Below are 21037 nucleotides of genomic sequence, written 5' to 3'. Positions count from 1 at the left end.
TTCTCCTTCCCCGGTCAATAACCGGTATTTTTTAAAAAATTGCGCCGATGAATCGGGGTCACTCCGTGCTCCCGGATTCCCTCGTAGTGCGCCTTTGTACCGTAGCCTTTATTTCTCTCGAAGCCGTATCCGGGATACTCCTCCGCATACTTGATCATCCGTCGATCCCGTGTCACCTTGGCAACGATGGACGCTGCCGCGATGGATACGCTGCTGCTGTCTCCTCTGATGATGGAAGTCTGCGGCTTATCCAGAGCCTCCAGCCTCAGTGCGTCGATCAGCACGTGCTCCATGGTGCTCCCGTCTTTCTCCCGGAGCATCTCGTCTGCGGCAGCCGCCGCATCCAGCATGGCAAGCTTTGTGGCCTCCAGAATATTAATCTCATCGATGACCTCCGGCCCCCGGCGCCCTATCCCCCAGGCGACCGCCCGTTCCAGGATCCGACTGTACAGGTGCTCCCGTCTCTTCTCCGACAGTTTCTTGGAATCATCCACCCCCAGAAGGTCGAAATCCTGCGGGAGCACGACACAGGCCGCAACGACAGGCCCCGCCAGCGGACCCCGGCCTACCTCGTCGATACCGCCGATATACCGGATCCCCTGTTCCCACAAGGCCTCTTCCGGAAGCCTCATTTCCCGGAGCCGCTGCCGCATGCGCTGCTCCCGTTCTTCTTTTTTCATAGTGCGCCCTCCGGTGTGATGTTTCCCGGTGCGGTCTCCAGTGTGATCCTTCCGATTCTGCCGCTGCGAAATTCATCCAGAACAGTCCGGGCGCACCGCTCATAGTCGATTCTCCTGCCCGGCAGAATGAATCCCCGTTTCTCCGCTATGCGCTCCATGGTCTCCAGCGGCGTCTCTCCCAGTTCCTCCAGTCGGTAGCGTTCCCGAAGCATCTCCGGATAACGGTTCTGCATATCCTCCAGAAAAGACAGCGCCAGATCCGCCGTATCCAGAATCTCGTCCCGGATGCTCCCGCAGTATGCGAGATTCAGCCCCACGCGGGGATCCTCAAACTTCGGCCACAAAATCCCGGGCGTGTCCAGCAGCTGCATTCCGTTGGACAGGGTCAGCCACTGCTTTCCCTTCGTCACTCCCGGCCGGTCGCCGGTCCGCGCGCTCTTCTTTCCGGTCAGACGGTTAATCAGCGAGGATTTGCCGCAGTTGGGTACGCCCACGATCATCATACGCATCGGCCGCTTGTAACGGGCGGACCCGATTTCTTCCTGCCTTGCGGACAAAGCCCCGTACAGAGTTTTGACCCCTTCGCCGCTGACACAGTTCATCTCCAGCGCCCGAATGCCGCCGGCGCGGAAGAAGGCAGTCCAGTTCCGGTTCTCTTCAGGATCCGCCAGATCTTTTTTGTTCAGAATAATCACCCGGGGCTTCTCCCCCACCAGTTCATCGATGATGGGGTTCCTGCTGGAAACCGGAATCCTGGCGTCGATGACCTCGATGACCAGATCCACCATTTTCAGATTATCACGGATCAGTTCCCGGGTCTTTTTCATATGACCGGGGTACCAGTTGATACTGTTCATTGCGATACTCCTGCTGTTCAAAGGACATCGGTCCTCATTAATGTCAATATCCGTTAAGCCGGCCCGGAACCTGTCGGACCGGCAGTTTATATCTGATTATTGCGTCATTACTTCAGTACAGAAAAGGGAACCTTGCGGTTCCCCCTTCATTATCTGCTTTCCTTTGATTTGATCTTCGCGGACTTTCCTGTTCTGCCACGCATGTAGTGGAGCCTTGCTCTTCTGACATCGCCCTTGCGAACGACCTCGATCTTCTCAACCCATGGTGAATGAAGCGGGAATGTCTTTTCAACGCCGACGCCTGATGCGATTCTTCTGACGGTGAAGCTCTCTCCGATTCCGCCGTTCTGACGCTTCAGCACGAAACCCTCAAAGACCTGAATTCTCTCTCTGTTTCCTTCTTTAATCTTGATGTGTACGCGAACGGTATCGCCGACACCAAATTCCGGAATGTCCTTCTTCAGGTAATCCTGAGTCACAGCATCTATTGCATTCATAATGATGATATCCTCCTTCCCTCATAGACGTTCTTAAATGCCCTCGAGTTACTCTACGCATCCTGCAGGATGCATCATTCAGAGGAACGCCCGTAATACCTCATAAGTATAGCATATCGCCGATGCCGATGCAAGGAAAATTTCATCTGCGGACGGTGTTTATAAACCATGCTGGCAGGAGCTGTCATTTACCACTCTGTCGTTTCATTCAATTGATTTCGAATATCTCTTCCGGCATACATGATACGGACAACAGAAACAGTCTCTTTGGAAAAATTAACCGTGTAGAAAACCAGATAGCTTTTGACGGGCAGAAAGCGAACGCCCTGACTGAGCCACGGCTCTTCCTTATACATAGGATTTCTTTCCGGCATGGATTCCAGCGTTCTGACCTTTTTCATAATCGAATCGGTCATTCTGCCTGCTGTCTCCGGAACAAGCAGTGTGCAGGCAATGTATTCGTAAATATCCCGTAAGTCCTGTCTTGCCTTGAATGTGTAGACGATCTTCATTCGCTGTATAGTCTCCTCATTTCAGCTTCGACATCCTCAGCAGAAACGACGCGGCCTGCAGCGACATCATCCATCCCCAGTTTCATTTCAGCATCGAACTGTTCTTTCGTCAGTTCGCCTATAGAAACAGGCTTTGCGACAGGAAGCTTCATTTCAAAAGGTATTCCCCGCTGGATGATCACCTGCTTTAAAAACATGCCGATGGCATTTGACATCGGGATTCCAAGATGATTCAGGATGGCTTCGGCCTGCTCCTTTGTCTCGGGATCTACTCGTGTATATACATTCGCTGTTTTGGTAGTTGTCCTTGCCATAACTCGCACCTCCTTAGAAATTCCTAAGGACAGTATATCATTTTTGATTGCTGAAAGCAATCTAATAGATAGCCTGGGCGGTGTCAGGCTGCGCCGAAATTTCTACTTTGCCCTGTAACGCTTTATGTCGATCCAGGTCCACAAAATATTGATCGCCGTTCCTCCGAGGAACGGTACCGCGATGTAATACAACGTAAGCTTAGAGGGCATATGAATGAATAATGCAATCACGAACAGCAGAAACAAAATCTCGCCGGCGATAAATCTCCTGACCCAATAGGATTTCTCTTTCAAATAAGTCTTATCTTTTTCTTTGGTCGTTTTCATTGGTTGTTACTCCTCCTCATTGTTCAAACTGGTAGAATGTAGCAGCACTGGTCTTAACGGTATTTTCCTTGGGCTCATTTGACGCCTGCCAGAAAGCCGGTTTGCCGGCTGCTCATTCCCAGTTGTTCGGTTTATGCAGGTTGAATCGCCTTCGTGCGTGTTCGTGTGATACCCCGGGAGATTGAATCGGCAATGAGTAAAGCTGGTACCACTACCACTCAATTTCATGGAGGTATGAATCATGTTGAACGCCGTAGGCATTGATGTTTCCAAAGGCAAGAGCACTGTGGCGGTCCTGCAGCCCGCCGGTGTGGTCGTTCGTAAACCTTTCAATGTTTCTCACACGAAGAAGGATCTTGATCAGTTAGTCTCCTTCATCAAAGGGCTTGAGGGTGAGACCCGTATCGTTATGGAGAGCACCGGTCATTACCATGAACCGATCCTCAAATCCCTTTCCGAGGCGGGTCTGTTCGTTTCTGCTTTCCCGTGAGCTTAACATTCACATTTTCTTTGCTTTTACTGTATACGCCATTTGAATTTTTCGATATGCATATTCATCGGCCTGTATACGCCCTGCAATCTTCCTCGATTTCCGAAATATACTTCCGGATATTCTCCGGATCTCCCCGGAAATTATACCCCGATGTACTCTGCTCGCCTATGCGTTCCAAATTAGCGTTCACCTTCTTGATGGTATGTATTAGCGCATCGTATTTCGCAGGGTTACCCAGATCTTCATTCAGTTCAATCAGAAATTCTTCCAGACCGTCCATTCGATATTCCCTGTATGCACCCGACTCTGCGACGCGGTTGATATTCGCGGACAAAGGACGCATCGCCAGCCAGTAACTGTTCAATGCCTTCTTTTTCTCCCCGTTCGTCAACCTGTCTGAACTGACTTTATCGAATGATACAGCACTGTATCCCGCATACCGGAAGTCATCGGCGAGCATCTGTCCATTGACCGATACCTGCCTCTGGTACATGGTAATAAGCACTGCGAGCAGCACGATACACACGACTGCCAATACTCCGTAAATTATTTTCCGCCTCATAAATTCCTCCATTATTAGAATATTTTTCAAGTTGAAATTATCACTTATAGGTTGGACGTTTTAATGTACGATACACATATCCACGATTATTTCCCTGCCAAGTACCCATTATTTTATACGTAATTTTAGCACTTTTCTTTTTCCCCTCTGAAAAATCCTCGTGTATTTTCTAAACATTTTTCTCCTCCGATTGTCTGAAAAACACATTCCGTTTAATATGTGCTCAGTCATCGATTATGATTGAAATATCAATAGACCAATGAGCATATACTATCTATATAAACGCACAAAACAACCGAACGGGGACAAGAAAATATATTTTTTTGATTCCGATGCAGTATAATATTGCATATCACATCAATCAGAAATATTAAGAACGAAATGTTAAGGCTTTATCGCACATTGAGTCTGTTATAAGTTGATATATCTTGACGTATTCTGATGCATTCGCTGTGCTATGGTCGTTTCCCCGAGTCGTTATAAAGCACGTCAATCGGCGGTAACGTAAATCAATACTTTACATTTTATTTATCTACCACGTCAATATCGCCTAATCACAATTATGGCGAACTGCATCTGGCCGGACACGGTCTGGCTCATGCACATAATTGTGAACAGAGTGGAGTGCAGGGATAAATAGAACCCTCCGTATCTAATTCCTCAACACAGAGGGTCATATCATTTCAAACGTTTAACCGTTTCCTATCTGAGCAATCTTCCATTTTCCACCCTCTTTTATCAATGTGAACTCCATCACGACCGTACTGTCGCATTTCCACCAGGGTGCCCAGAAAGAACTGTAGTTATATTCTGTATAAAACTTAGTCTCTCTTTCACTGGTGTTGGCTGAACTTAATTCCCGGAGTTCCAGTAAACGCACATCCAACATATCATACTCGCTGTCTGCGGACGGATAAGATCTGTTTCTGGAGTCTGTCTGAATGGATTGAATGCCTTGCTCATCGTTTCGGTTCAAGTACAACAAATACAGTCTTACCGTATCTTCCGCAGTTGCCGTTTTTTCGCCGGAAATGACATCCTGCGGCAATCCGAAATTACGGTAATGAGAGCTTATCCTTATTCCTGCCGCAATGCACATTCCAATCAGAAAGGCGACTGCGAACACTTTAATTTCCCGTTTTCTGTTCATTGTCCCTCCCTATTTCACAATTCCAAACACCGCCTTTGGATGCTCTTTCTTAATCTTATCCCATCCGCATTTTTTTGAGCTAACATAAGCATGATAATCTGCAGTGTGTTGTGCGACCTTGAAATCGTAATAAGTAGACCCCTCCGTAGTTTTTTTGTTTTCCGTTATTTCAGTTACAAATCCCATATGATCCCAATCTTTATCATTTGCGGAATCCTTGGTAATGAAACTTCCCCTCTTAACATTTTTTGACAAACTCATAAAACTTGTGGTTTTATACTTCACCCCATAAAACTTTGCAAATTTATCCGCAACCGTCCAGCGATAACCATAATCACTCTTGCTCTTATAGTACCAGGAGTTCTTTTTATCTAACGTCGGATTGACTGTTCCTTTGTAAGTATAGTGAAAGGGCACACCCCCTGCTTTTTTTATTTGCGAAACAAAATTTGTACAATCTCCACCATTAAAATAGTAATATTTCGAATTGTGTTTTCCTTTTGGAGCATATTGCTTCGCGTACGCAATTCCTTTTTCAATATCAAACTTTGAATTTCCCGGATGCGCCTGCGCTTTCGATTTTGTCTCGATGCCGGTCTCTGATTTAATAGAAACAGACACTACTTTTACTGGTTCAGCATCTTCTTCCGTACAGGAAACTGTCAAATTATACGGGAGAACATCCCCTAAAAGTTCTACTTCTTCCTTCAATTTAATAAATTCACCATTGTTTATAGATTTTGACAAATTATTTACGATTGTTTCGATTTGATCATTCTTAACCTCATTCTCGTAAATGTCCAAGAATTCGTCGATTTGTGGAAGCACTGTTGCGATATTCTCTGGTACATCAACCTGTTCAAGCGAATCCATAACACAACCTCGATATTCCTGATAATTACTGTCGTTTAACTGTTCAAAACCGTATCTTGCTTCCAAATACTGCAATGCTTTCTCCTCTTTTTCAATCAGATTCTTCATCGCTTCTTTATTGTTTGTAAATTCCGGATAGAGTTCAAATTCGCCTTGGTTCGTTTTTATTATACGACAAATTTCAATAGTTCCATAGTCCTTTAAAAAATTGTCCTTTTGCACATTATCCAATTCTACAACTTGAAGGCCTTTTTCACTAACAGCACTATCCTCATTTTTCTTGGTATTTGTATTAGCCCATATGTTAATTGTAGCAAATCCAAATACGAAGAGCATAATGATTGCTATTCCTATAGTTACTTTTTTAACAGCTTTTCTCTCAAAATCTTTTTCCATGTTTTTCCTCCATGGTTATCAGCAATGTTTCTATAACAATAAGACAAAAATACCTCACCATAGATGTCAGTTTTTCAATACGTCGCGCTCTCATCTTGATACGCAAACGATAACAAACCATTTCCGTCCTTTTCTAACTTTCATTTTCAATACCTCCATTTGATTCTAATCGAGTAACTTTCTCCTAAATCTTTAGTTATGCCATATCGGTCTCACCCCTTTCAAATCATCCGGAATAAAACGCCTTTCACTATATATAACCTTCTAAATGTCCGTTTCGTGACATAAATTCTAAAAATATTTTTGCGTCCTGCTGTATAAACGCTCGAGAATTCCGAACGGGGACAAGAAAATATATTTTTTTCGAATTTTTTCTGCATTTCTCGCGAAATGCTTGACATACAGCAGAAATCAGGTTATTCCAATGTCTCCGCCATCTTCATCAAGACCGACAGCTTACAGTTTCCACTCAATTCGAATGCATAGTATCCATTATTCCAATATAGGCACCAGTTTCGTTCTCGATAGCAGCCATATCCCTCATATCCATTTATCTTCATCTTTTTTAAAGTTGTATCCTCTGAATTCCAACGAGCTTTTGCATTCTTCACTGTATATTGAGAATAAATTATTTCTTTGTTATTCCCATCCTTATAAATGACATCATAGAACGGGTCATTTTTGATTTCCTCACTGATCGTGTATCCTTCAGGCGTCTCGGGCTTAACCGGGCGAAACTCCTTCGCCAGTCCATCGGGATCCTCTTGTCTGTAAGAGACGTGCCACTCCGTCCTGCCCTTCAGAATCTTTGTAAAAATCGTCGGACGCACCAGCGCGAAGGCGAGGATGGACGTGGCCATCAGGACGGCGACAAGCAGAATCACCAGAGCCGCCCGACGCACTCGGAGCCTCGGACGCATTGTCCGTACACGGCGCTCCGCAAGCCTCTCCGCGCGGCGGATCCTTCGTTTAAAACGTCGGGAGAACTGATGCTCCGGCTGTTCCTCGGAACGTTTCTTCAATTGTTGAAATTCCTCAGCGTAGACCTGAAGCATCGCTTCTCTGACATCATTCATCGGTTCTCAGCCTTTCCTGAAGTATGGCGCGGCCGCGCTGCAGCCTCTTTTTTACCGTCTCTCTACGCAGCCCCAGGAATTCCGCGATTTCCTTTGTCTCATAGCCGTCCACGAAGAACAGCAGGAGCACGTCGCGATAAATCGCCGGGAGCTCGCGGATCACACGCTTTGTTTCAGCAAACTCCAGCCGGGACTCCGGAAGCTCCGCCGCCGTATCCTCCATCGTATCCACGAATTCCTCCGCGGCAGCTGCTCCGTCCGAATCCCGTCTGACCATATCAATCGAAATGTTTCTGACTATAATAACGATAAAATTCCGCGTCCGGGGACAATGAACCTCATTAATTTTTGAAAAATTTTTTGCGATACGAAAAAAAGCCTCATTCACCGCATCCTCGGCAAGTCCCGAGTCATGCAGTATTTCTGAGGCAATATAAAACATCAGCTTCCTGTAGCTGTAATAAAGATCTTCGAATCGGCTTTGTTCCTCCGGCGTATCTACAATCTGTAAGAAGACGTTCAGCATAGTCGGCGTCCCTTCTCAGGCCCGTGGATGAGTCCTGTCGTAAATGTCCTTGATCCGGTTGCGCATATGCTCGAAATACACCTGCGTCGCCAGAATATCCTCGTGGCCCATGAGCTCCTGCAGGGATTTCATATCGATTCCGTTCTGTACCATGTGCATGGCAAAAGAATTGCGCAGGGTCTGGGGCGTCAGCTTATCCTCCAGATTCGCCGCTTTTCCGTACTGCTTCAGGATTTTCCAGAAGCCCTGACGTGTAAACTGTTCTCCCATGTAATTGACGAACAAAGGCTTGTCCGGGCCGTCCTCCTGATCACGGATCAGCGCCGGACGGCTTTCATCCAGATATGTCTGCAGGGCTGACCGCGCAGGCCCGCCCATCGGCACGATTCTGGCCCGTCCGTGGTTCCCGCTGCACATGACGAAGCCCATATTCAGATTGACGTCAGACATCCGCAGCTCGATGATCTCGCTGACGCGTATGCCGGTGGCGTAGAGCACCTCCAGCATAGCCCGGTCCCGTTTTCCCTTCACGGAATCGTCCGGCGTCGCCAGCAGCGATTCCACTTCCTCTATGCTCAGATACGAGATCTCTTTCCGGTTAATCTTCGGGGACTTGATTCCTTCTGTGGGATTCTCGCTGATTTCTCCTTTTCCCTGCAGATAACGATACAGCGCACGGATCGACGCCAGTTTGCGGTTTACCGTCGCTCTGGACTTTCCGCTCTGCTTCAGCTGCATCAGATAGGATACAACCTGTGTGTTCGTTGCCATCGCGTAATGCTCGATTCCGTTCTGCTTCAGAAACCTTCCGAAGGCAAGAAGATCCTGCCGGTACGCCGCGACCGTGTTCTGGGACACCTTTCTGGTGCTCGTGATATATTCCAGGAAATTTTCTACTTCCATACTGCTCTCCACTCTTTTGCCTGCTCACCCGGCCTGCCTGACCCGATCTCTATTCCAGGTAATCGTCCAGCTCTCCGCGGTCGATCAGACCCTTCACCATCAGAATCGCGACCTGACTCTTCCCGTCCGTGAGTTCGCCGCGCATCACCATATCATAAAGCTCGTCGATATGATGCTCCTCAAGATCGATCGCCTCGTTATCATCCAGATCTGTCTCCCCCGCATGGAGTCCCGTCGCGAGAAAGACATGCAGAACCTCTCTGGAAAATCCCACCGACGGCCATGAGGACGTCAGAAACCGGATATGCTCCGGCGTATAGCCGGTTTCCTCCCGAAGCTCCCGCAGAGCCGCCTCTTCCATCTCCTCGCCCGGATCCATTTTCCCCGCGGGAATCTCGAAGACCACATCCTCCACCGGTTTTCTGTACTGACGCTCCATGATAATATTCCCGTCCGGCTTCAGCGCCGCGATTACGACGCCGTCGGCATGCTCCACGATCTCCCGCGAAGACTGTCCGTCCACCGTAGTCACGATGTCTCTGCGTACATCGATCAGTTTTCCGTGATACACAATTTCAGAACGAATCGTCTTTTCCTCAAAAGTCAATGTCTCGTCTCTCTTTCCTGCTGTTCCTTTTTCCGTTACTTTTCCTGTTGATTCTGCCGGCTCTTCCTCCCGGTTCCGGCAGCCGTCAATCCTTCTCTCCGCCGCTCATCGCCTCAGACTTGCGAATGGCTGCTCCGGCGCCGTCTCTTACGATTTCCCGAAAGCCGTGCGCTCTAAGGAAGTTCACCGCTTCGCAGGTCGTTCCTCCCGGAGTGCAGACGCTGTCGATCATTTCCTCAAGATCCCTGTCCGCAGACAAAACAAGCTTCGCCGCTCCCAGAACAGCCTGCGCCGCAAACATACGGGCATCAGAGGCACTCATCCCTGCCTTTTCGCCGGCCTCTGCAAGCCCCTGAATATACATATATGTATACGCGGGACTGGATCCGCTGACACCGATCACTGCATGAATCAGCTCCTCCGGCACCTCGCCGGCCTTTCCGATGCTGCTCAGCAGATTTACAATGCTCTGTGCCTCAGCATCACTCACATTTCCGTTGCGGCTGACGCTGACCATAATCTCCCCGACTCCGGCAGGCGTATTGGGCATGATGCGGATGAGCTTCGCATCCGTCCCCAGCGTTTCCTCTATCCGGTCGAGGGTGATTCCCGCAGCCATGGAAATGAGAAGTTTATCCTGAGTGAAAGTCTCCGCGATTTCAGGAAGGATTTCCGGAAAGGTTCCCGGCTCCACGCCGACAAAGATAACATCGCAGGAGGCGGTCAGCGCCGCACGGCTGACCGCGGCTTTCACACCGAAGTCCTGCGCCTGTTCCGCGGAGCGTTCAGGATTCCGTCCCGCCACCATCACGTCCTCCGGGTTCAGTGCTCCCGCGTTCAGGAGACCGCGCAAAATCGCGCCGCCCATGTTTCCTACGCCGATAAATCCATATTTCATGCGAATCATTACCTCATTTTTAATTACTTTACAATATTATATCACTCGTAAACTCTATTGGGAATAGCGTTTTTTCGAAAAAAACTAACTAAAAAAACTGATTTTTAGCTTTTGGCTCTTGCAATTCGGACGCTAATCTTATATAATCAAATTGTGGTTATCCCCCTGATAACCTCATTAATCTCTAATCCCAATACCCCTTTTGAACAAAGTAGACTGCACCCCTGCGGTCTATTTTGTTTCCCGGAGAAAATTCAGATGAAAACAATACGAAAAGAAGTTCAGACTGAGCCCTTCCGGAGCCGGGCGTTTTCACTCTATACCGCCGGCTCGGAAATCGCCGTATTCGATATCGAGACAACCGGCCTGTACCCGAAACGGGACAGCCTGATCCTTTCCGGCATTCTTCGGCTCCGTCCGGACGGAAGCGCGACTGCGACCCAGTACTTTTCTGACCGTTCCGGAGACGAGCCGGAGGTGATCCGGGCGACTGTCCGGGATCTTGCCGAGTGCGATCTGGTCGTCACATACAACGGGCGCTCCTTCGATCTCCCGTTTCTGCGGACGCGCGCCGCACGCTACGGAATTGACACCGGCGCGCTGAACATGGCCGATCTGGATCTCTATATGGTTCTCCACTACCATTCCGACCTGAAGGCGGCAATCGGCTCTCTGGCGCAGAAAAACGTAGAGCGGTTTATGGGACTTGACGCCGCCCGGAAAGACGAAATCAGCGGCTATGACAGCGTCCGGCTCTATCAGCGGTATATGACGAATCATGATCCGAAGTTGGAAGCGAAAATTCTCCTCCACAATCACGACGATATCCTTCAGCTGGGGAAGCTGCTCCCCGTCATCGAAAAGACAGACTTTCATCGCGCGATGTTCTCCCTCGGCTTCGGCGCAGGCGATTTCACGGTTAGGGAACTGCGGGCCGGCGACGGCGGACTGGATCTGCGGGCCGATAAACGGAGAAACGCAGTGGATTACATTTTGTTCCCCACCCCGGAGCAGCCCTACAGCCTGATGATGTCGCGGGAGAGCGGGAGCCTTGAGGTGAGTTTCCCTGCCGTCAAGGCTGCGCCCGGAATTCCGGTTATCGACGCCCGGAGGATTCTGGGGGAGGAAACGATGAAAACACTGGAGAAATATCCTGCCTTTGAGAGCGGATATCTGATTCTGAAAAAGGCCGACCGCATCAGCTATCTTGAAATAAACGCCTTTGTATCCGCCTTTCTCAGACAGATCGGTCCCCGGCTCAGCCGATAGACGCGCACGCCGCCGCATTCACAAAAAAACCGCCCCGGTGAGATACCGTAAGGCGGTATTTTTCTGCCGTTTATCCTCGGAACACCATCTCTCTGCGGATTTCCGAAAGAGACGCCGCGCCGCACATGGCCATAGTGTCTGCCAGTTCTGTGCCCAGCTGCTCGGTGAGTTCTGACACGCCCTGTGCGCCCTGCCTGTAAACCGCGCAGACATAGGGACGGGCGATCAGAACCGCATCCGCGCCCAGCGCCAGAGCCTTGAAAATATCCACGCCGCTTCTGATCCCGCCGTCTACCAGGATCTTCACAGCGCCGCCGCAGGCGTCGGCAATCTGCTCCAGAACCTCTGCCGTAGCGGGACACTGATCCAGGACCCGTCCGCCGTGATTGGACACGACGATGGCCGACGCTCCCGCCTCCACCGCCTTTCTCGCTCCTGCCACCGTCATAACGCCTTTAACGATAAATGGTACGCCCGCCTCCCGGATAATTTCCGTCAGCTCCTTCGTGGATTTGCTTCCCGCCGGCGGCTGGAAGTTCTTCAGAAACGGAAGTCCCGCAGCGTCGATATCCATCGCCACCGCAAAGGAGCCGGACTGCCGCACCAGTTCCATCTTCTGTGCTACCATTTCCGCATTCCAGGGCTTGACCGTGGGAATTCCGAAGCCGTCGTTCTCGCCGATGACGCTGCATGCGGAGATCATGACCTGCTCATTCATTCCGTCACCTGTAAAGGCTGCAATGCCGGCCTCCCGGGCAGCGGGAATCAGAATGTTGTTATAGGCGAGGTCGTCATAACGGTCGCCGTAATGAAGTTCCACAGCGCCCACCGGTCCCGCGAAAACCGGAAAGCGGAACCTCTTGCCGAAAAGTTCCAGCGTCGTATCCGGCTGCCTGTTTTCACAGATCGTGTCCATATTGACACGAATCTCCTTCCATTTGTCGTAGTTCCGGATTGCTGTATCGCCGACGCCCTTGGCGCCCGGACCCGGAATCGTGTTCCCGCAGGCTCTGCCGTCGCAGACCCTGCACATCTTGCAGAAACCTTCCATTTGTTTCTCAGCTCCCTTCTGCTACCGGATCAGCGCGTCAGCCAGGCGGTCCATCGCCTCAGTGCGGTAATCTTCAACAGTTCCGCTGTCGCAGGCGGCAGCCAGCGCCGGATCGATGGGCAGCTTCGCGATATTTTTAATTCCATATGAGGCGGCGACCTCTTCCACATGGCTTTCTCCGAAAATCGCATGCTCGCTCCCGCAGTCCGGGCAGCGGAAATACGACATGTTCTCCACGATTCCCAGAACCGGAACATTCATCATCTCCGCCATTTTGTACGCCTTCTCCACAATCATTCCCACCAGCTCCTGAGGTGATGTCACGATGACGATTCCGTCCACGGGCAGAGTCTGATAAACCGTAAGAGCCACATCTCCCGTTCCAGGGGGCATATCCACGAACATGACGTCGATATCGCCCCATACGACATTGCTCCAGAACTGCTGGATGACGTTGGATAGCACCGGCCCTCTCCAGACCACCGGATCCGTCTCGTTCTCCAGCAGCAGGTTGATGGACATTGTTTTAATTCCGCTCTTTGTAGCCTGCGGAAGAATGATCTCATCGTTCCCCATCGCTTTGTCAGTGATTCCAAAGGCCTTCGGAATCGACGGGCCGGTGATGTCGGCGTCCATCACGGCGACCTGCTTCCCGAGATGAGACGCGGCCACCGCCAGCATGGACGTGACAGAGGACTTTCCGACGCCGCCCTTTCCGCTGACCACTCCGATCACCTTACGAATATTGGACTCACTGTTCATCGGCGCCTTGGGGATTCCTCCCTGACGTTCTCCGCAGCTTTCCCCGCAGCTGCCGCAATCATGATTACAATCTGCCATAATTTTTCTCCTTTACATTTTGTTAAAACATTTCTATCTGCATTTTGTTAAAACATTCCTAAATTCCTGAACAGGAACAGCCACAGAAACAGCGTCAGACAGGAAAACGCTGATGAAAAAATCACGCAGTTCCCCGCCAGTTCCCCATCGCTTCCCATGGACTCCGCCATGGTATACGAAGAAATCGCAGTCGGCGCCGCCAGCATGGAAACCAGACTGACGAAGGCGACTCCGCGGAAACCCGCAGCCGCCGCGACGGTCAGGAAAATTCCCGGCACGACAATCAGCCTTCCCGTCACACAGATCACCAGGTTCCTTCTGCACCGTCCCAGGCTCTGAAAGCTGAAGGACGCCCCCAGCACCACCAGCGCCATCGTCGTCGCCGTGACGGAGAGATCCCCGATCACAGTCTCTATGGCGGCGGGAAGTCTGATCCCCGTGAAAACAAAGAACAGCCCCGCGATCGCTCCGAGAATGATCGGATTCGTAACGACGCCCTTCGCGACTGTCTTCACATCCGGTTTCCCTCCCCGGAAGACCTCCAGTATGACGACAGCAAGAACATTGTAAAGCGGCACAACCACCGCGATCAGCACAGCCGTGACCGCGACGTTCCCCCGTCCGTACACATTAATCGCCATCGGAAGCCCCATGATGATGAAATTGCTCCGGTAGATCGCCTGAATCATCGCACCCCGACTCCGCTGCGAGGGCTCAAGCTTCATGACGATCGGAATCGATACGGCGCATACCGCGAGAACTGAGCCCACGCCGAACAGAATCAGTCTGAGGTTGAATGCCTGTGCGAGATCCGCCCCGTACAGGTTCTCAAACATCATGCAGGGATAGCACACGATGAAAATCATATGGTTCAGTCGGCTCACTTCCTCTGCCGTCAGAAGTCCCTTCCACTTCACGGCGGCTCCGATCAGCATCAGAATAAACAGCGGCAGCACCGCCCACACGCATACCAGAAAATTACTCAGCATCCGTGATCACCCTGGCGATTTTCCTGTCATACTCATCCACCGGAATCTCTCCCGGCCCGCAGGTCATCTTCTCGAAGCAGATCAGCGCGCAGGGAAATTCCATCCCTTCCAGGTAACGGTCATAGTAGCCCCGGCCGTGCCCCAGACGATTTCCGTCGTGATCGCAGCTGACGCAGGGAATGATGCCGAATTCGATCTCTTCCCGCGGAACGGACGCAAGGCCCTCCTTCGGCTCCAGAAGCCCGTAAAAGCCTCGTTCCAGATCTTCGTCACAGTTGCGGATCTCCACTGCCTCCATGGTTGTTTTGTCGATACATCGCGGAACGCAGAGTTTCTTTCCACTCCGAAGCGCATCCTCCAGGATGGCTCTTGTATCCGGCTCCGCGCCTACGCCGACAAAGCAGAATACGACACGGGCCTGCTGATAATCCGCATCTGCCGTCACTCTGTCGCAGATTCTCCTGCTGGCGGCCGTACAATAGTCCCGCGACAGACCGCGGGCCCGCTCCTTCATTTCCGTTCTCAGTCTCTTCTTCGCTTCTCTCTGGTTCATCTTCTTACCGGTTTATCTTCTTACAAACTCACATTCTGCGCATTCCGGTCTGTGGGGATGGTCCGGATCGCAGTGCAGCGGATAAAGCTTCACATTCGGCTTCAGTCTGTTCCCCATCAGTGAAATCAGCCCGGCAATCTGACACAGAGTTCCCGCGAACTCCACCGTCTGTCCGGACTTCGCCTGTCTCAGCGTCTCTCTGTACACCTTCGGCATATCCCGATAATAGTAGTCATCGCTGTACTCATAGTAATTCGTGAACCCCGGCATCTCCACCGGATTGTACAAAGGACAGTACAGCACGCAGTTATTGCAGAGCTTGCAGCCGTTTTCATCGATGACCGGCTTCATCCGTCCGTCCGCATCCTTTTCCATCTTCATACAGTATTCGCGGCAGCCGACGATACATGCGCCGCAGCCGTTGCAGTTCTTAATCCGATCTGTAATCTGCATATTCTTCCTCCCTCTCGTGGCCCGCGGCCACCGATACCATTATATCACATATTTTCAAGTCGGCTACAGGGAACCGGATTCTGCGATGATTTCAGTTATTTCAGATATTTTGCCGGAATCCTATTGACTTTTGCGCGATAATGTATTAGTATATGTACATAAAGAAAGTACCAAGGGTACAGGAAAGGAGTGAGGGCCATTGCAGAAGCGGACCATTGGACCGGGAGACATATTCGGGCATAGCCTTCTGCTTCGGAGTCAGACTGGACGGATCTGAAATCAAACAGTATGACTGAGACGGATGAAGGGAAAGACCTGCCGGACACGCAGATAAACCGACAGCGCGGAGAACTCGGAAGCAGCAGAGCGGTTGCCCATGCAGATATCGTAACAGTTGCGGAGTCTATGGAAGGAGTAGATATACCGAAGTTGATATAGATCGAGATTCAATTTATATAGATTACGATATGTCTTTCAGTCAGTAAAAGTGAATAATAATGAACGATAAACGGACTGTCTTCAGAGCAGTCCGTTTTTAATGCACGATTTCCGGCACGCGGCAGACGGAGCCCCGGCTGCTATGCCTGAAGTGTGGGTCTTGACCCGGATACTGCCGGAGGGCCGCCGGCGTTTTTCTTTTTGTCGATCAGGAATTTGCTGAAATTAATTTCCTGTGACGCCATTTCCATGAGATCCAGGCAGGTGTTTCCTATCCGTTCCACGTCATGGAGGAGGTCGTTCAGGGATATTGTCAGATTGGCGTCGCACAGACCCTTGCCGACCCTCTTCATATGAGCGGCGCGAATCTTATCGTCGAGCCGCACCAGTTCTTCTTTGTCTTCCATAGACTTCTGCATCGCCGTCACATTCCCCATGACAATGCTCCTGTGCACCGCTTCATAAAGTCCGGACAGGACATCAAACAGTTTGGAAATCTCTTTAATCGCCTCCTTAGAATATCCGGACTTTCCCTGATTCGCCGCAGCCAGGTTATCAGAAATCTGCCCGCACAGTCCGCTGATCCGGTCGATATCGTTCACTACCAGCATCAGTCCCGTTGTATCTGACGCCTGCGTTTCAGTCAGGACGCCTTTGGAGAACATCTTCGCCAGATATTCACTGATCGCATCACCCTGTACCGCGATTTCCTGCGCCTCAGAATGAACCACCTGCAATGTATCCTTAAGGGTTTTCAGCCGGATTCCCCGGAGAGAGACCAGCATATCATTAACGCGATCGCTGCATGAGATGATTTCCTCAAATACCAGGTGCAGAGCGGATACCGGCTGATGCAGCAGATTGTCGTCCAGTGTTGTAATCGGTTTTCGCTCATAATCCTTCTCAGGCAGAATCCTCATTACCATCTTCACCATGAGCCACAGCAGAGGCAGCCAGATCAGTGTCATTGTAAGATTGAAGCAGGTGTGGGCGTTGGCGATCTGACGGGAGATCACCGCGACCTCGTTCCCATGCGGTGATATGTACTGAATAAGCCTGGCGTAGGGCTTGATAAACCAGATGAACAGGCATGTGCCGGATACATTGAACAGGCAGTGTGCCAGTGCGGTCCGCTTCGCATCCCGGCTCTGTCCGATACTGGCCAGAATCGCGGTAATCGTGGTTCCGATGTTGTCTCCCAGCAGCACCGGAATCGCTCCGGCCAGTCCGAGGATGCTCGATACGCCGTCCGGTCCGGGCTGGGAAGCGAAGTTCTGCAGTACCGCAATGGTGGCGGAGCTGCTCTGCACCACAAGCGTCATACACATTCCCACCAGTACGCCCAGCACGGGAACGTCTGACACCTGAGCAATGAGGTTCACAAAAAACGGGCTGTCCGCCAGTGGCTTCATGACATTTCCCATGGTGTCGATTCCCAGGAAAAGAAGTCCGAAAGCCAGAACCGCCTGCCCGATATATTTCAGTTTCTCTGATTTTGCTACAAACTGGATAATAAATCCGACGAAGATAATCGGATAGATATAGTCGCTGATATTGAATGCGATGATCTGCGCAGTCATCGTCGTTCCGATATTTGCCCCGAATACTACCGAAATTGCCTGGGGCAGAGAGATCAGACCCGCGCTGACGAATCCGATTGCCATAACCGTGGTGGCGCTGCTGCTCTGCAGCACGGCTGTTACCAGCGCTCCGGAAATCACACCGAGAAGGGGATTCCGCGTCAACATCGCCAGCACCTTTTTCATTTTCTCTCCGGCAACCTTCTGAAGGCTGTCGCTCATCATGTTCATACCGAACAGGAACAGCGCCAGCCCGCCAATCAGCCCAAACGCCACTCTTATCGTTTCATTCATTCGTCTGTCCTCCTTTACGCTCACATTAATTTTACAAAAACAGAGCTTTTTTTATCTATCAGAGGACTGTAAAAGTTATATTAAATCTTTGTAAAATAATGTTTTCCCGGACGCGGACCGGCTGCGTCTTCCATCCTGATAATTTCACGGCAGACGCGCTCCGAATTGCGGCGGTCGTGATACCGGAAGAAGCAGTCCACTCTCTCCCTGTACAGCTCCGGCTCCGCGCAGTCTGTCGAGAGGAAACGGACAATCGTATCTGCTGCAGTCTTCAGATCGCAGACCACCGGTCCGAAACCATCCCGCTCATAGTCGAAATAGCCTTGCCGGAAGATGTGACGTCCTTCTATGTCGCTGCTGTCAAACTGCGTATATATCACCGGTTTCCTGAGATAGGCAAAATCAAACGCGACGCTGGAGTAGTCCGTAATCAGAAGAGCCGCCCGCGCAAAGATATCGCTGTAATCCATCTGATCATCCCCGACGGTAATCAGCGAGTTCGAATGAAAATCCCTGAGCTGGCTGCGCAGCGAAGGATGCAGATGAAATTCACCCCGATACCCGGCCCTCTCCATAGCTTCAAGGAGCTCCGGCGAATGGAGCAGGCCGTCATAAAACCGGAAGTACCCGGTCTCCCGAAAACTCTCGGAATATTTTCGTTCCCCCGCCCTGTCGCTGAGGGTTCCGGCGAGATCCTTCCGCCAGGTAGGCAGAAACGCAATCAGCTTTTCCCTGCGATCCCGAAGCCGGTCATGCCGCGGCATCCCCGTCAGCTTCACAACGCTCTCGTCATATCCGTAATTGCCGTCCAGAACAGACCGGTATTCCCGTTCACCGGAGGTAACCATCATGCGGATATTCACATTCCCCCGGTGCAGCCATCCGGAGAGGTCATTCTGAATAACGCCGTGCTGCAGGAACACAAAATCCGATTCGATCATATCCAGGTAATACTTTCTGTCTTTGCCAAAGGGGTTGATGACCCACTGGTCCGCCGCAGAGGAAATGATTTTCGATGCCGCCAGGAAATACGCCAAATGCTCCTCCGATCCGTACTTCAGCACGGGTCCTGCCTTCGCCATCCGTTCGTAATCCTCGCTGTCCGCGTTGAGAACAAAATAAATTTCTCTGCTCTGCTTCGCATCGCTTTTCATCAGATACCGGAACAGCGCCTCGCCGTTGTCACCGGCGCGGTACGCACGGTCGAAGACCAGCCAGATCGGCCGCTTTTTCGATCTTTTCTTCAGACCGGCAGCTCTTTTCCGAATTCGCAGGACCTCAGGCTTTTCCAGCTTCTTCAGGGATCTGTCGCGTTTCCTTGCGGCCCTCCACGCCGCATACAGATTACCTGACGAAACGGCAATTCCATTCTCTTCCCGGCTGACCATCCTGTTCCCGCAGAGAAAGAAGGAATTCTCCACACCTGAAAGTCTGGACCACTTCTGCAGCTTCAGCGGCATCCACGCACAGTTGCCCATACTGTCGGAAATCCGGAACCGGTAAACAGTATCTCCCTTCAGCGGAAGATCCAGTGAAAACCAGATCCCCTGCTGAGCCAGATCGCCAAGCATTCCCTTCCGGTCATAATGTGAATTTCCGGTGCAGAGAGGGTTCCATTCGCGGCCGACTGTATCCACCGCCCGGATTTCGCGATTCTCTCCCGGAATACGATGCGCGCTCACGCCCTCCAGATGAAGCATTCCGTCCCTTTCTTCCAGCATCCGGATCTGCAGAGGGATCCTGCTCAGAAGGAGATCCTGCGGAAAAGCCCTGTCACCGTATTTCAGATGAAGCGCGTATGCTTTGTAAGGAAGTGGAAGGCGGGACTGTACGATGGTCAGATCCTCCACTTCAGCCAGAATTCCGCTGATAAGTTCCCTGTATGCAGTTCTTTCCTCCCGGGACATTTCCGATGGAAGAGGCTGCTTCAGCCGGGTCTGCAGATCGCCGAGAATAAAATTCTGCGCATAGGCAGTGACTTCGCCGCAGTATTTTCGGGAGCATTCGATCATACCGGAATACGCGGCCTTTGCATAGGAGAAGTATTCATCCCTTCTGTCCAGAAAATCCCATGCTCCCCGTTCGGGAATCACGTCTGAAACATGGCACACCGCCTCTCTCAGGTAACGGATTCTTCCGGTCCGCAGCGCCAGCCTGCCGATAAGTGTCTGGCGCTCAGCCGCGCCCGCCTGCAGAGCAGACTCCTCCTCCGTCAGCAGAGATGCGGGAATGAAGGAGGAGCTCAGATCGTACAGGACTTCCTTCGGTCTTTTATCGGTTTTACAAAGATGAGACTTCCTGAAGTTCCGGTCGCCCGCTCCGACAAAGCCCCTTCGTTTTCCGTGATATTCCCGGCGGCAGGTAATAATTTCCGGACAGGTTTCTGAAATATTTTCCGGACCGCCGTCTTCCGGTATTGCAGAATCTCCGGCTTTCCGAGCAGCCCGATCACTGCCCTGCGGAAGCGCGCTTATCGCTTTCATGACAAGCCTCAGGGCGTCTGCATCCCAGTAGTCGCCCTTGCCGGAGAAGTTCACATAACAGCCCCGGACATACTTTCTGAGTTCCTTCAGTGCAGAGACCGCCGATCCGGAAAGAATCAGAACATTTTCTCCGTGCTTTTCCCTGAAATCAGCGCACCGACGGTGCTGCTCCTCCCCGCCTCTGTCTTCAATCAAAAGCACCTGCGTACTCCCCGGAAAACCGGCAGTCTGATTTTCCAGCGCACGCAGGGCCTTCTGCAGCTCTTCTTTTTTCTGATCTGTATGTATGACAACTGAACATACGATTCCATTCTGCTCCATATATATCTCCGTCATCGGTTCCTGCACGCACTCCGCTTCTGTACAGCCCGGGTTCCGCACAGCCGGTCCCGGGTTGCGCGCATTCAGCGAAAATC

23 protein-coding genes are annotated in these 21037 nt (G+C 51.1%); 2 read left to right on the top strand and 21 right to left on the bottom strand.

Features of this window, described 5'->3' with window-relative positions; all coding sequences use genetic code 11:
* Positions 1-14 precede the first annotated feature (14 nt).
* The 6 genes from BHK98_RS12975 to BHK98_RS12950 form a co-directional block, all read right to left on the bottom strand.
* The gene (locus BHK98_RS12975) at positions 15-680 is read right to left on the bottom strand and encodes a ribonuclease HII (protein WP_075714840.1); all 666 of its coding nucleotides are present in this window, start codon (positions 678-680) and stop codon (positions 15-17) included.
* Positions 677-1537, bottom strand: coding sequence for a ribosome biogenesis GTPase YlqF (gene ylqF, locus BHK98_RS12970; RefSeq protein ID WP_075714838.1), 861 nt, complete (start codon positions 1535-1537; stop codon positions 677-679). Before ylqF ends, BHK98_RS12975 begins: the two co-directional genes overlap by 4 nt.
* Before the next feature lie 149 nt (positions 1538-1686).
* Positions 1687-2034 carry a 50S ribosomal protein L19 gene (gene rplS / locus BHK98_RS12965; protein WP_075714836.1) on the bottom strand — a complete coding sequence of 116 codons (348 nt, stop codon included), beginning with the start codon at positions 2032-2034 and terminating at the stop codon, positions 1687-1689.
* A 188-nt stretch (positions 2035-2222) separates the two neighbouring features.
* Positions 2223-2546 carry a type II toxin-antitoxin system RelE/ParE family toxin gene (locus BHK98_RS12960; RefSeq protein ID WP_075714834.1) on the bottom strand — a complete coding sequence of 108 codons (324 nt, stop codon included), beginning with the start codon at positions 2544-2546 and terminating at the stop codon, positions 2223-2225.
* Positions 2543-2860, bottom strand: a complete 318-nt coding sequence (locus BHK98_RS12955) for a type II toxin-antitoxin system RelB/DinJ family antitoxin (RefSeq protein WP_075714833.1) — start codon at positions 2858-2860, stop codon at positions 2543-2545. Before BHK98_RS12955 ends, BHK98_RS12960 begins: the two co-directional genes overlap by 4 nt.
* A 102-nt stretch (positions 2861-2962) precedes the next feature.
* Positions 2963-3187, bottom strand: a complete 225-nt coding sequence (locus BHK98_RS12950) for a hypothetical protein (protein ID WP_075714831.1) — start codon at positions 3185-3187, stop codon at positions 2963-2965.
* 241 nt (positions 3188-3428) lie between these two features.
* Here BHK98_RS12950 and BHK98_RS12945 point away from each other — a divergent pair, with 241 nt between their 5' ends.
* Positions 3429-3677 carry an IS110 family transposase gene (locus tag BHK98_RS12945; RefSeq protein ID WP_245796903.1) on the top strand — a complete coding sequence of 83 codons (249 nt, stop codon included), beginning with the start codon at positions 3429-3431 and terminating at the stop codon, positions 3675-3677.
* A gap of 64 nt (positions 3678-3741) precedes the next feature.
* On the opposite strand, the gene BHK98_RS12940 is transcribed toward BHK98_RS12945, so the two are convergent.
* The 8 genes from BHK98_RS12940 to proC all read right to left on the bottom strand — a co-directional run bounded on the left by BHK98_RS12940 (position 3742) and on the right by proC (position 10671).
* On the bottom strand, positions 3742-4242 hold the full coding sequence (locus BHK98_RS12940) for a hypothetical protein (protein ID WP_075714829.1): 501 nt from the start codon (positions 4240-4242) through the stop codon (positions 3742-3744).
* Positions 4243-4933: 691 nt separating this feature from the next.
* On the bottom strand, positions 4934-5392 hold the full coding sequence (locus BHK98_RS12935) for a hypothetical protein (protein WP_075714827.1): 459 nt from the start codon (positions 5390-5392) through the stop codon (positions 4934-4936).
* A 9-nt stretch (positions 5393-5401) separates the two neighbouring features.
* Entirely contained in the window at positions 5402-6661 is a 1260-nt protein-coding gene (locus tag BHK98_RS12930; RefSeq protein ID WP_075714825.1) for an amidase domain-containing protein, read from the bottom strand.
* A gap of 416 nt (positions 6662-7077) precedes the next feature.
* A complete protein-coding gene (locus BHK98_RS12925) occupies positions 7078-7737 on the bottom strand; it encodes a DUF4367 domain-containing protein (protein ID WP_075714823.1) in 660 nt (219 codons plus the stop codon).
* The gene (locus tag BHK98_RS12920; RefSeq protein WP_083628320.1) at positions 7730-8263 is read right to left on the bottom strand and encodes an RNA polymerase sigma factor; all 534 of its coding nucleotides are present in this window, start codon (positions 8261-8263) and stop codon (positions 7730-7732) included. Before BHK98_RS12920 ends, BHK98_RS12925 begins: the two co-directional genes overlap by 8 nt.
* Positions 8264-8278: 15 nt before the next feature.
* The gene (locus tag BHK98_RS12915) at positions 8279-9166 is read right to left on the bottom strand and encodes a tyrosine recombinase (protein ID WP_075714821.1); all 888 of its coding nucleotides are present in this window, start codon (positions 9164-9166) and stop codon (positions 8279-8281) included.
* Positions 9167-9215: 49 nt separating this feature from the next.
* The gene (locus BHK98_RS12910; protein WP_075714819.1) at positions 9216-9773 is read right to left on the bottom strand and encodes an NUDIX domain-containing protein; all 558 of its coding nucleotides are present in this window, start codon (positions 9771-9773) and stop codon (positions 9216-9218) included.
* 85 nt (positions 9774-9858) lie between these two features.
* A complete protein-coding gene (gene proC, locus BHK98_RS12905; RefSeq protein ID WP_158024505.1) occupies positions 9859-10671 on the bottom strand; it encodes a pyrroline-5-carboxylate reductase in 813 nt (270 codons plus the stop codon).
* Between the two features lie 258 nt (positions 10672-10929).
* Between proC and BHK98_RS12900 the strand changes: the two genes are divergently transcribed.
* The gene (locus BHK98_RS12900) at positions 10930-11940 is read left to right on the top strand and encodes a ribonuclease H-like domain-containing protein (RefSeq protein WP_075714815.1); all 1011 of its coding nucleotides are present in this window, start codon (positions 10930-10932) and stop codon (positions 11938-11940) included.
* Positions 11941-12010: 70 nt separating this feature from the next.
* On the opposite strand, the gene BHK98_RS12895 is transcribed toward BHK98_RS12900, so the two are convergent.
* From BHK98_RS12895 to BHK98_RS12865, 7 genes are all read right to left on the bottom strand, one after another.
* Positions 12011-12991 carry an alpha-hydroxy-acid oxidizing protein gene (locus BHK98_RS12895; protein ID WP_075714813.1) on the bottom strand — a complete coding sequence of 327 codons (981 nt, stop codon included), beginning with the start codon at positions 12989-12991 and terminating at the stop codon, positions 12011-12013.
* Between the two features lie 21 nt (positions 12992-13012).
* Entirely contained in the window at positions 13013-13831 is an 819-nt protein-coding gene (locus BHK98_RS12890; RefSeq protein WP_075714811.1) for an Mrp/NBP35 family ATP-binding protein, read from the bottom strand.
* A gap of 47 nt (positions 13832-13878) precedes the next feature.
* The gene (locus tag BHK98_RS12885; protein ID WP_075714809.1) at positions 13879-14820 is read right to left on the bottom strand and encodes an AEC family transporter; all 942 of its coding nucleotides are present in this window, start codon (positions 14818-14820) and stop codon (positions 13879-13881) included.
* Positions 14810-15373, bottom strand: coding sequence for a 5-formyltetrahydrofolate cyclo-ligase (locus tag BHK98_RS12880; RefSeq protein WP_075714807.1), 564 nt, complete (start codon positions 15371-15373; stop codon positions 14810-14812). The genes BHK98_RS12885 and BHK98_RS12880 overlap by 11 nt, the downstream gene beginning before the upstream one ends.
* Positions 15374-15385: 12 nt before the next feature.
* Complete coding sequence (locus BHK98_RS12875; protein ID WP_075714805.1) at positions 15386-15826, bottom strand: 4Fe-4S dicluster domain-containing protein; 441 nt, start codon at positions 15824-15826, stop codon at positions 15386-15388.
* Between the two features lie 578 nt (positions 15827-16404).
* Positions 16405-18138: a Na/Pi cotransporter family protein gene (locus BHK98_RS12870; protein WP_075714803.1), complete on the bottom strand. Its 1734-nt coding sequence runs from the start codon at positions 18136-18138 to the stop codon at positions 16405-16407.
* A gap of 80 nt (positions 18139-18218) precedes the next feature.
* Positions 18219-20942 carry a CDP-glycerol glycerophosphotransferase family protein gene (locus tag BHK98_RS12865; protein WP_158024504.1) on the bottom strand — a complete coding sequence of 908 codons (2724 nt, stop codon included), beginning with the start codon at positions 20940-20942 and terminating at the stop codon, positions 18219-18221.
* Positions 20943-21037 lie beyond the last annotated feature (95 nt).

This window comes from Hornefia porci, assembly GCF_001940235.1.
Classification (GTDB): domain Bacteria; phylum Bacillota; class Clostridia; order Peptostreptococcales; family Anaerovoracaceae; genus Aminicella; species Aminicella porci.
This window is presented reverse-complemented; position numbering and strand designations above follow the sequence as displayed.

Coding starts and splice junctions, on each gene's coding strand:
- BHK98_RS12865 (WP_158024504.1), bottom strand. CDS start 20,942: ATGGAGCAGAATGGAATCGTATGTTCAGTTGTCATACATACAGATCAG.
- BHK98_RS12920 (WP_083628320.1), bottom strand. CDS start 8,263: ATGCTGAACGTCTTCTTACAGATTGTAGATACGCCGGAGGAACAAAGC.
- BHK98_RS12940 (WP_075714829.1), bottom strand. CDS start 4,242: ATGAGGCGGAAAATAATTTACGGAGTATTGGCAGTCGTGTGTATCGTG.
- BHK98_RS12945 (WP_245796903.1), top strand. CDS start 3,429: ATGTTGAACGCCGTAGGCATTGATGTTTCCAAAGGCAAGAGCACTGTG.
- BHK98_RS12925 (WP_075714823.1), bottom strand. CDS start 7,737: ATGAATGATGTCAGAGAAGCGATGCTTCAGGTCTACGCTGAGGAATTT.
- BHK98_RS12895 (WP_075714813.1), bottom strand. CDS start 12,991: ATGGAAGGTTTCTGCAAGATGTGCAGGGTCTGCGACGGCAGAGCCTGC.
- proC (WP_158024505.1), bottom strand. CDS start 10,671: ATGAAATATGGATTTATCGGCGTAGGAAACATGGGCGGCGCGATTTTG.
- BHK98_RS12930 (WP_075714825.1), bottom strand. CDS start 6,661: ATGGAAAAAGATTTTGAGAGAAAAGCTGTTAAAAAAGTAACTATAGGA.
- ylqF (WP_075714838.1), bottom strand. CDS start 1,537: ATGAACAGTATCAACTGGTACCCCGGTCATATGAAAAAGACCCGGGAA.
- BHK98_RS12975 (WP_075714840.1), bottom strand. CDS start 680: ATGAAAAAAGAAGAACGGGAGCAGCGCATGCGGCAGCGGCTCCGGGAA.
- BHK98_RS12885 (WP_075714809.1), bottom strand. CDS start 14,820: ATGCTGAGTAATTTTCTGGTATGCGTGTGGGCGGTGCTGCCGCTGTTT.
- BHK98_RS12900 (WP_075714815.1), top strand. CDS start 10,930: ATGAAAACAATACGAAAAGAAGTTCAGACTGAGCCCTTCCGGAGCCGG.
- BHK98_RS12950 (WP_075714831.1), bottom strand. CDS start 3,187: ATGAAAACGACCAAAGAAAAAGATAAGACTTATTTGAAAGAGAAATCC.
- rplS (WP_075714836.1), bottom strand. CDS start 2,034: ATGAATGCAATAGATGCTGTGACTCAGGATTACCTGAAGAAGGACATT.
- BHK98_RS12875 (WP_075714805.1), bottom strand. CDS start 15,826: ATGCAGATTACAGATCGGATTAAGAACTGCAACGGCTGCGGCGCATGT.
- BHK98_RS12955 (WP_075714833.1), bottom strand. CDS start 2,860: ATGGCAAGGACAACTACCAAAACAGCGAATGTATATACACGAGTAGAT.
- BHK98_RS12960 (WP_075714834.1), bottom strand. CDS start 2,546: ATGAAGATCGTCTACACATTCAAGGCAAGACAGGACTTACGGGATATT.
- BHK98_RS12880 (WP_075714807.1), bottom strand. CDS start 15,373: ATGAACCAGAGAGAAGCGAAGAAGAGACTGAGAACGGAAATGAAGGAG.
- BHK98_RS12915 (WP_075714821.1), bottom strand. CDS start 9,166: ATGGAAGTAGAAAATTTCCTGGAATATATCACGAGCACCAGAAAGGTG.
- BHK98_RS12870 (WP_075714803.1), bottom strand. CDS start 18,138: ATGAATGAAACGATAAGAGTGGCGTTTGGGCTGATTGGCGGGCTGGCG.
- BHK98_RS12890 (WP_075714811.1), bottom strand. CDS start 13,831: ATGGCAGATTGTAATCATGATTGCGGCAGCTGCGGGGAAAGCTGCGGA.
- BHK98_RS12935 (WP_075714827.1), bottom strand. CDS start 5,392: ATGAACAGAAAACGGGAAATTAAAGTGTTCGCAGTCGCCTTTCTGATT.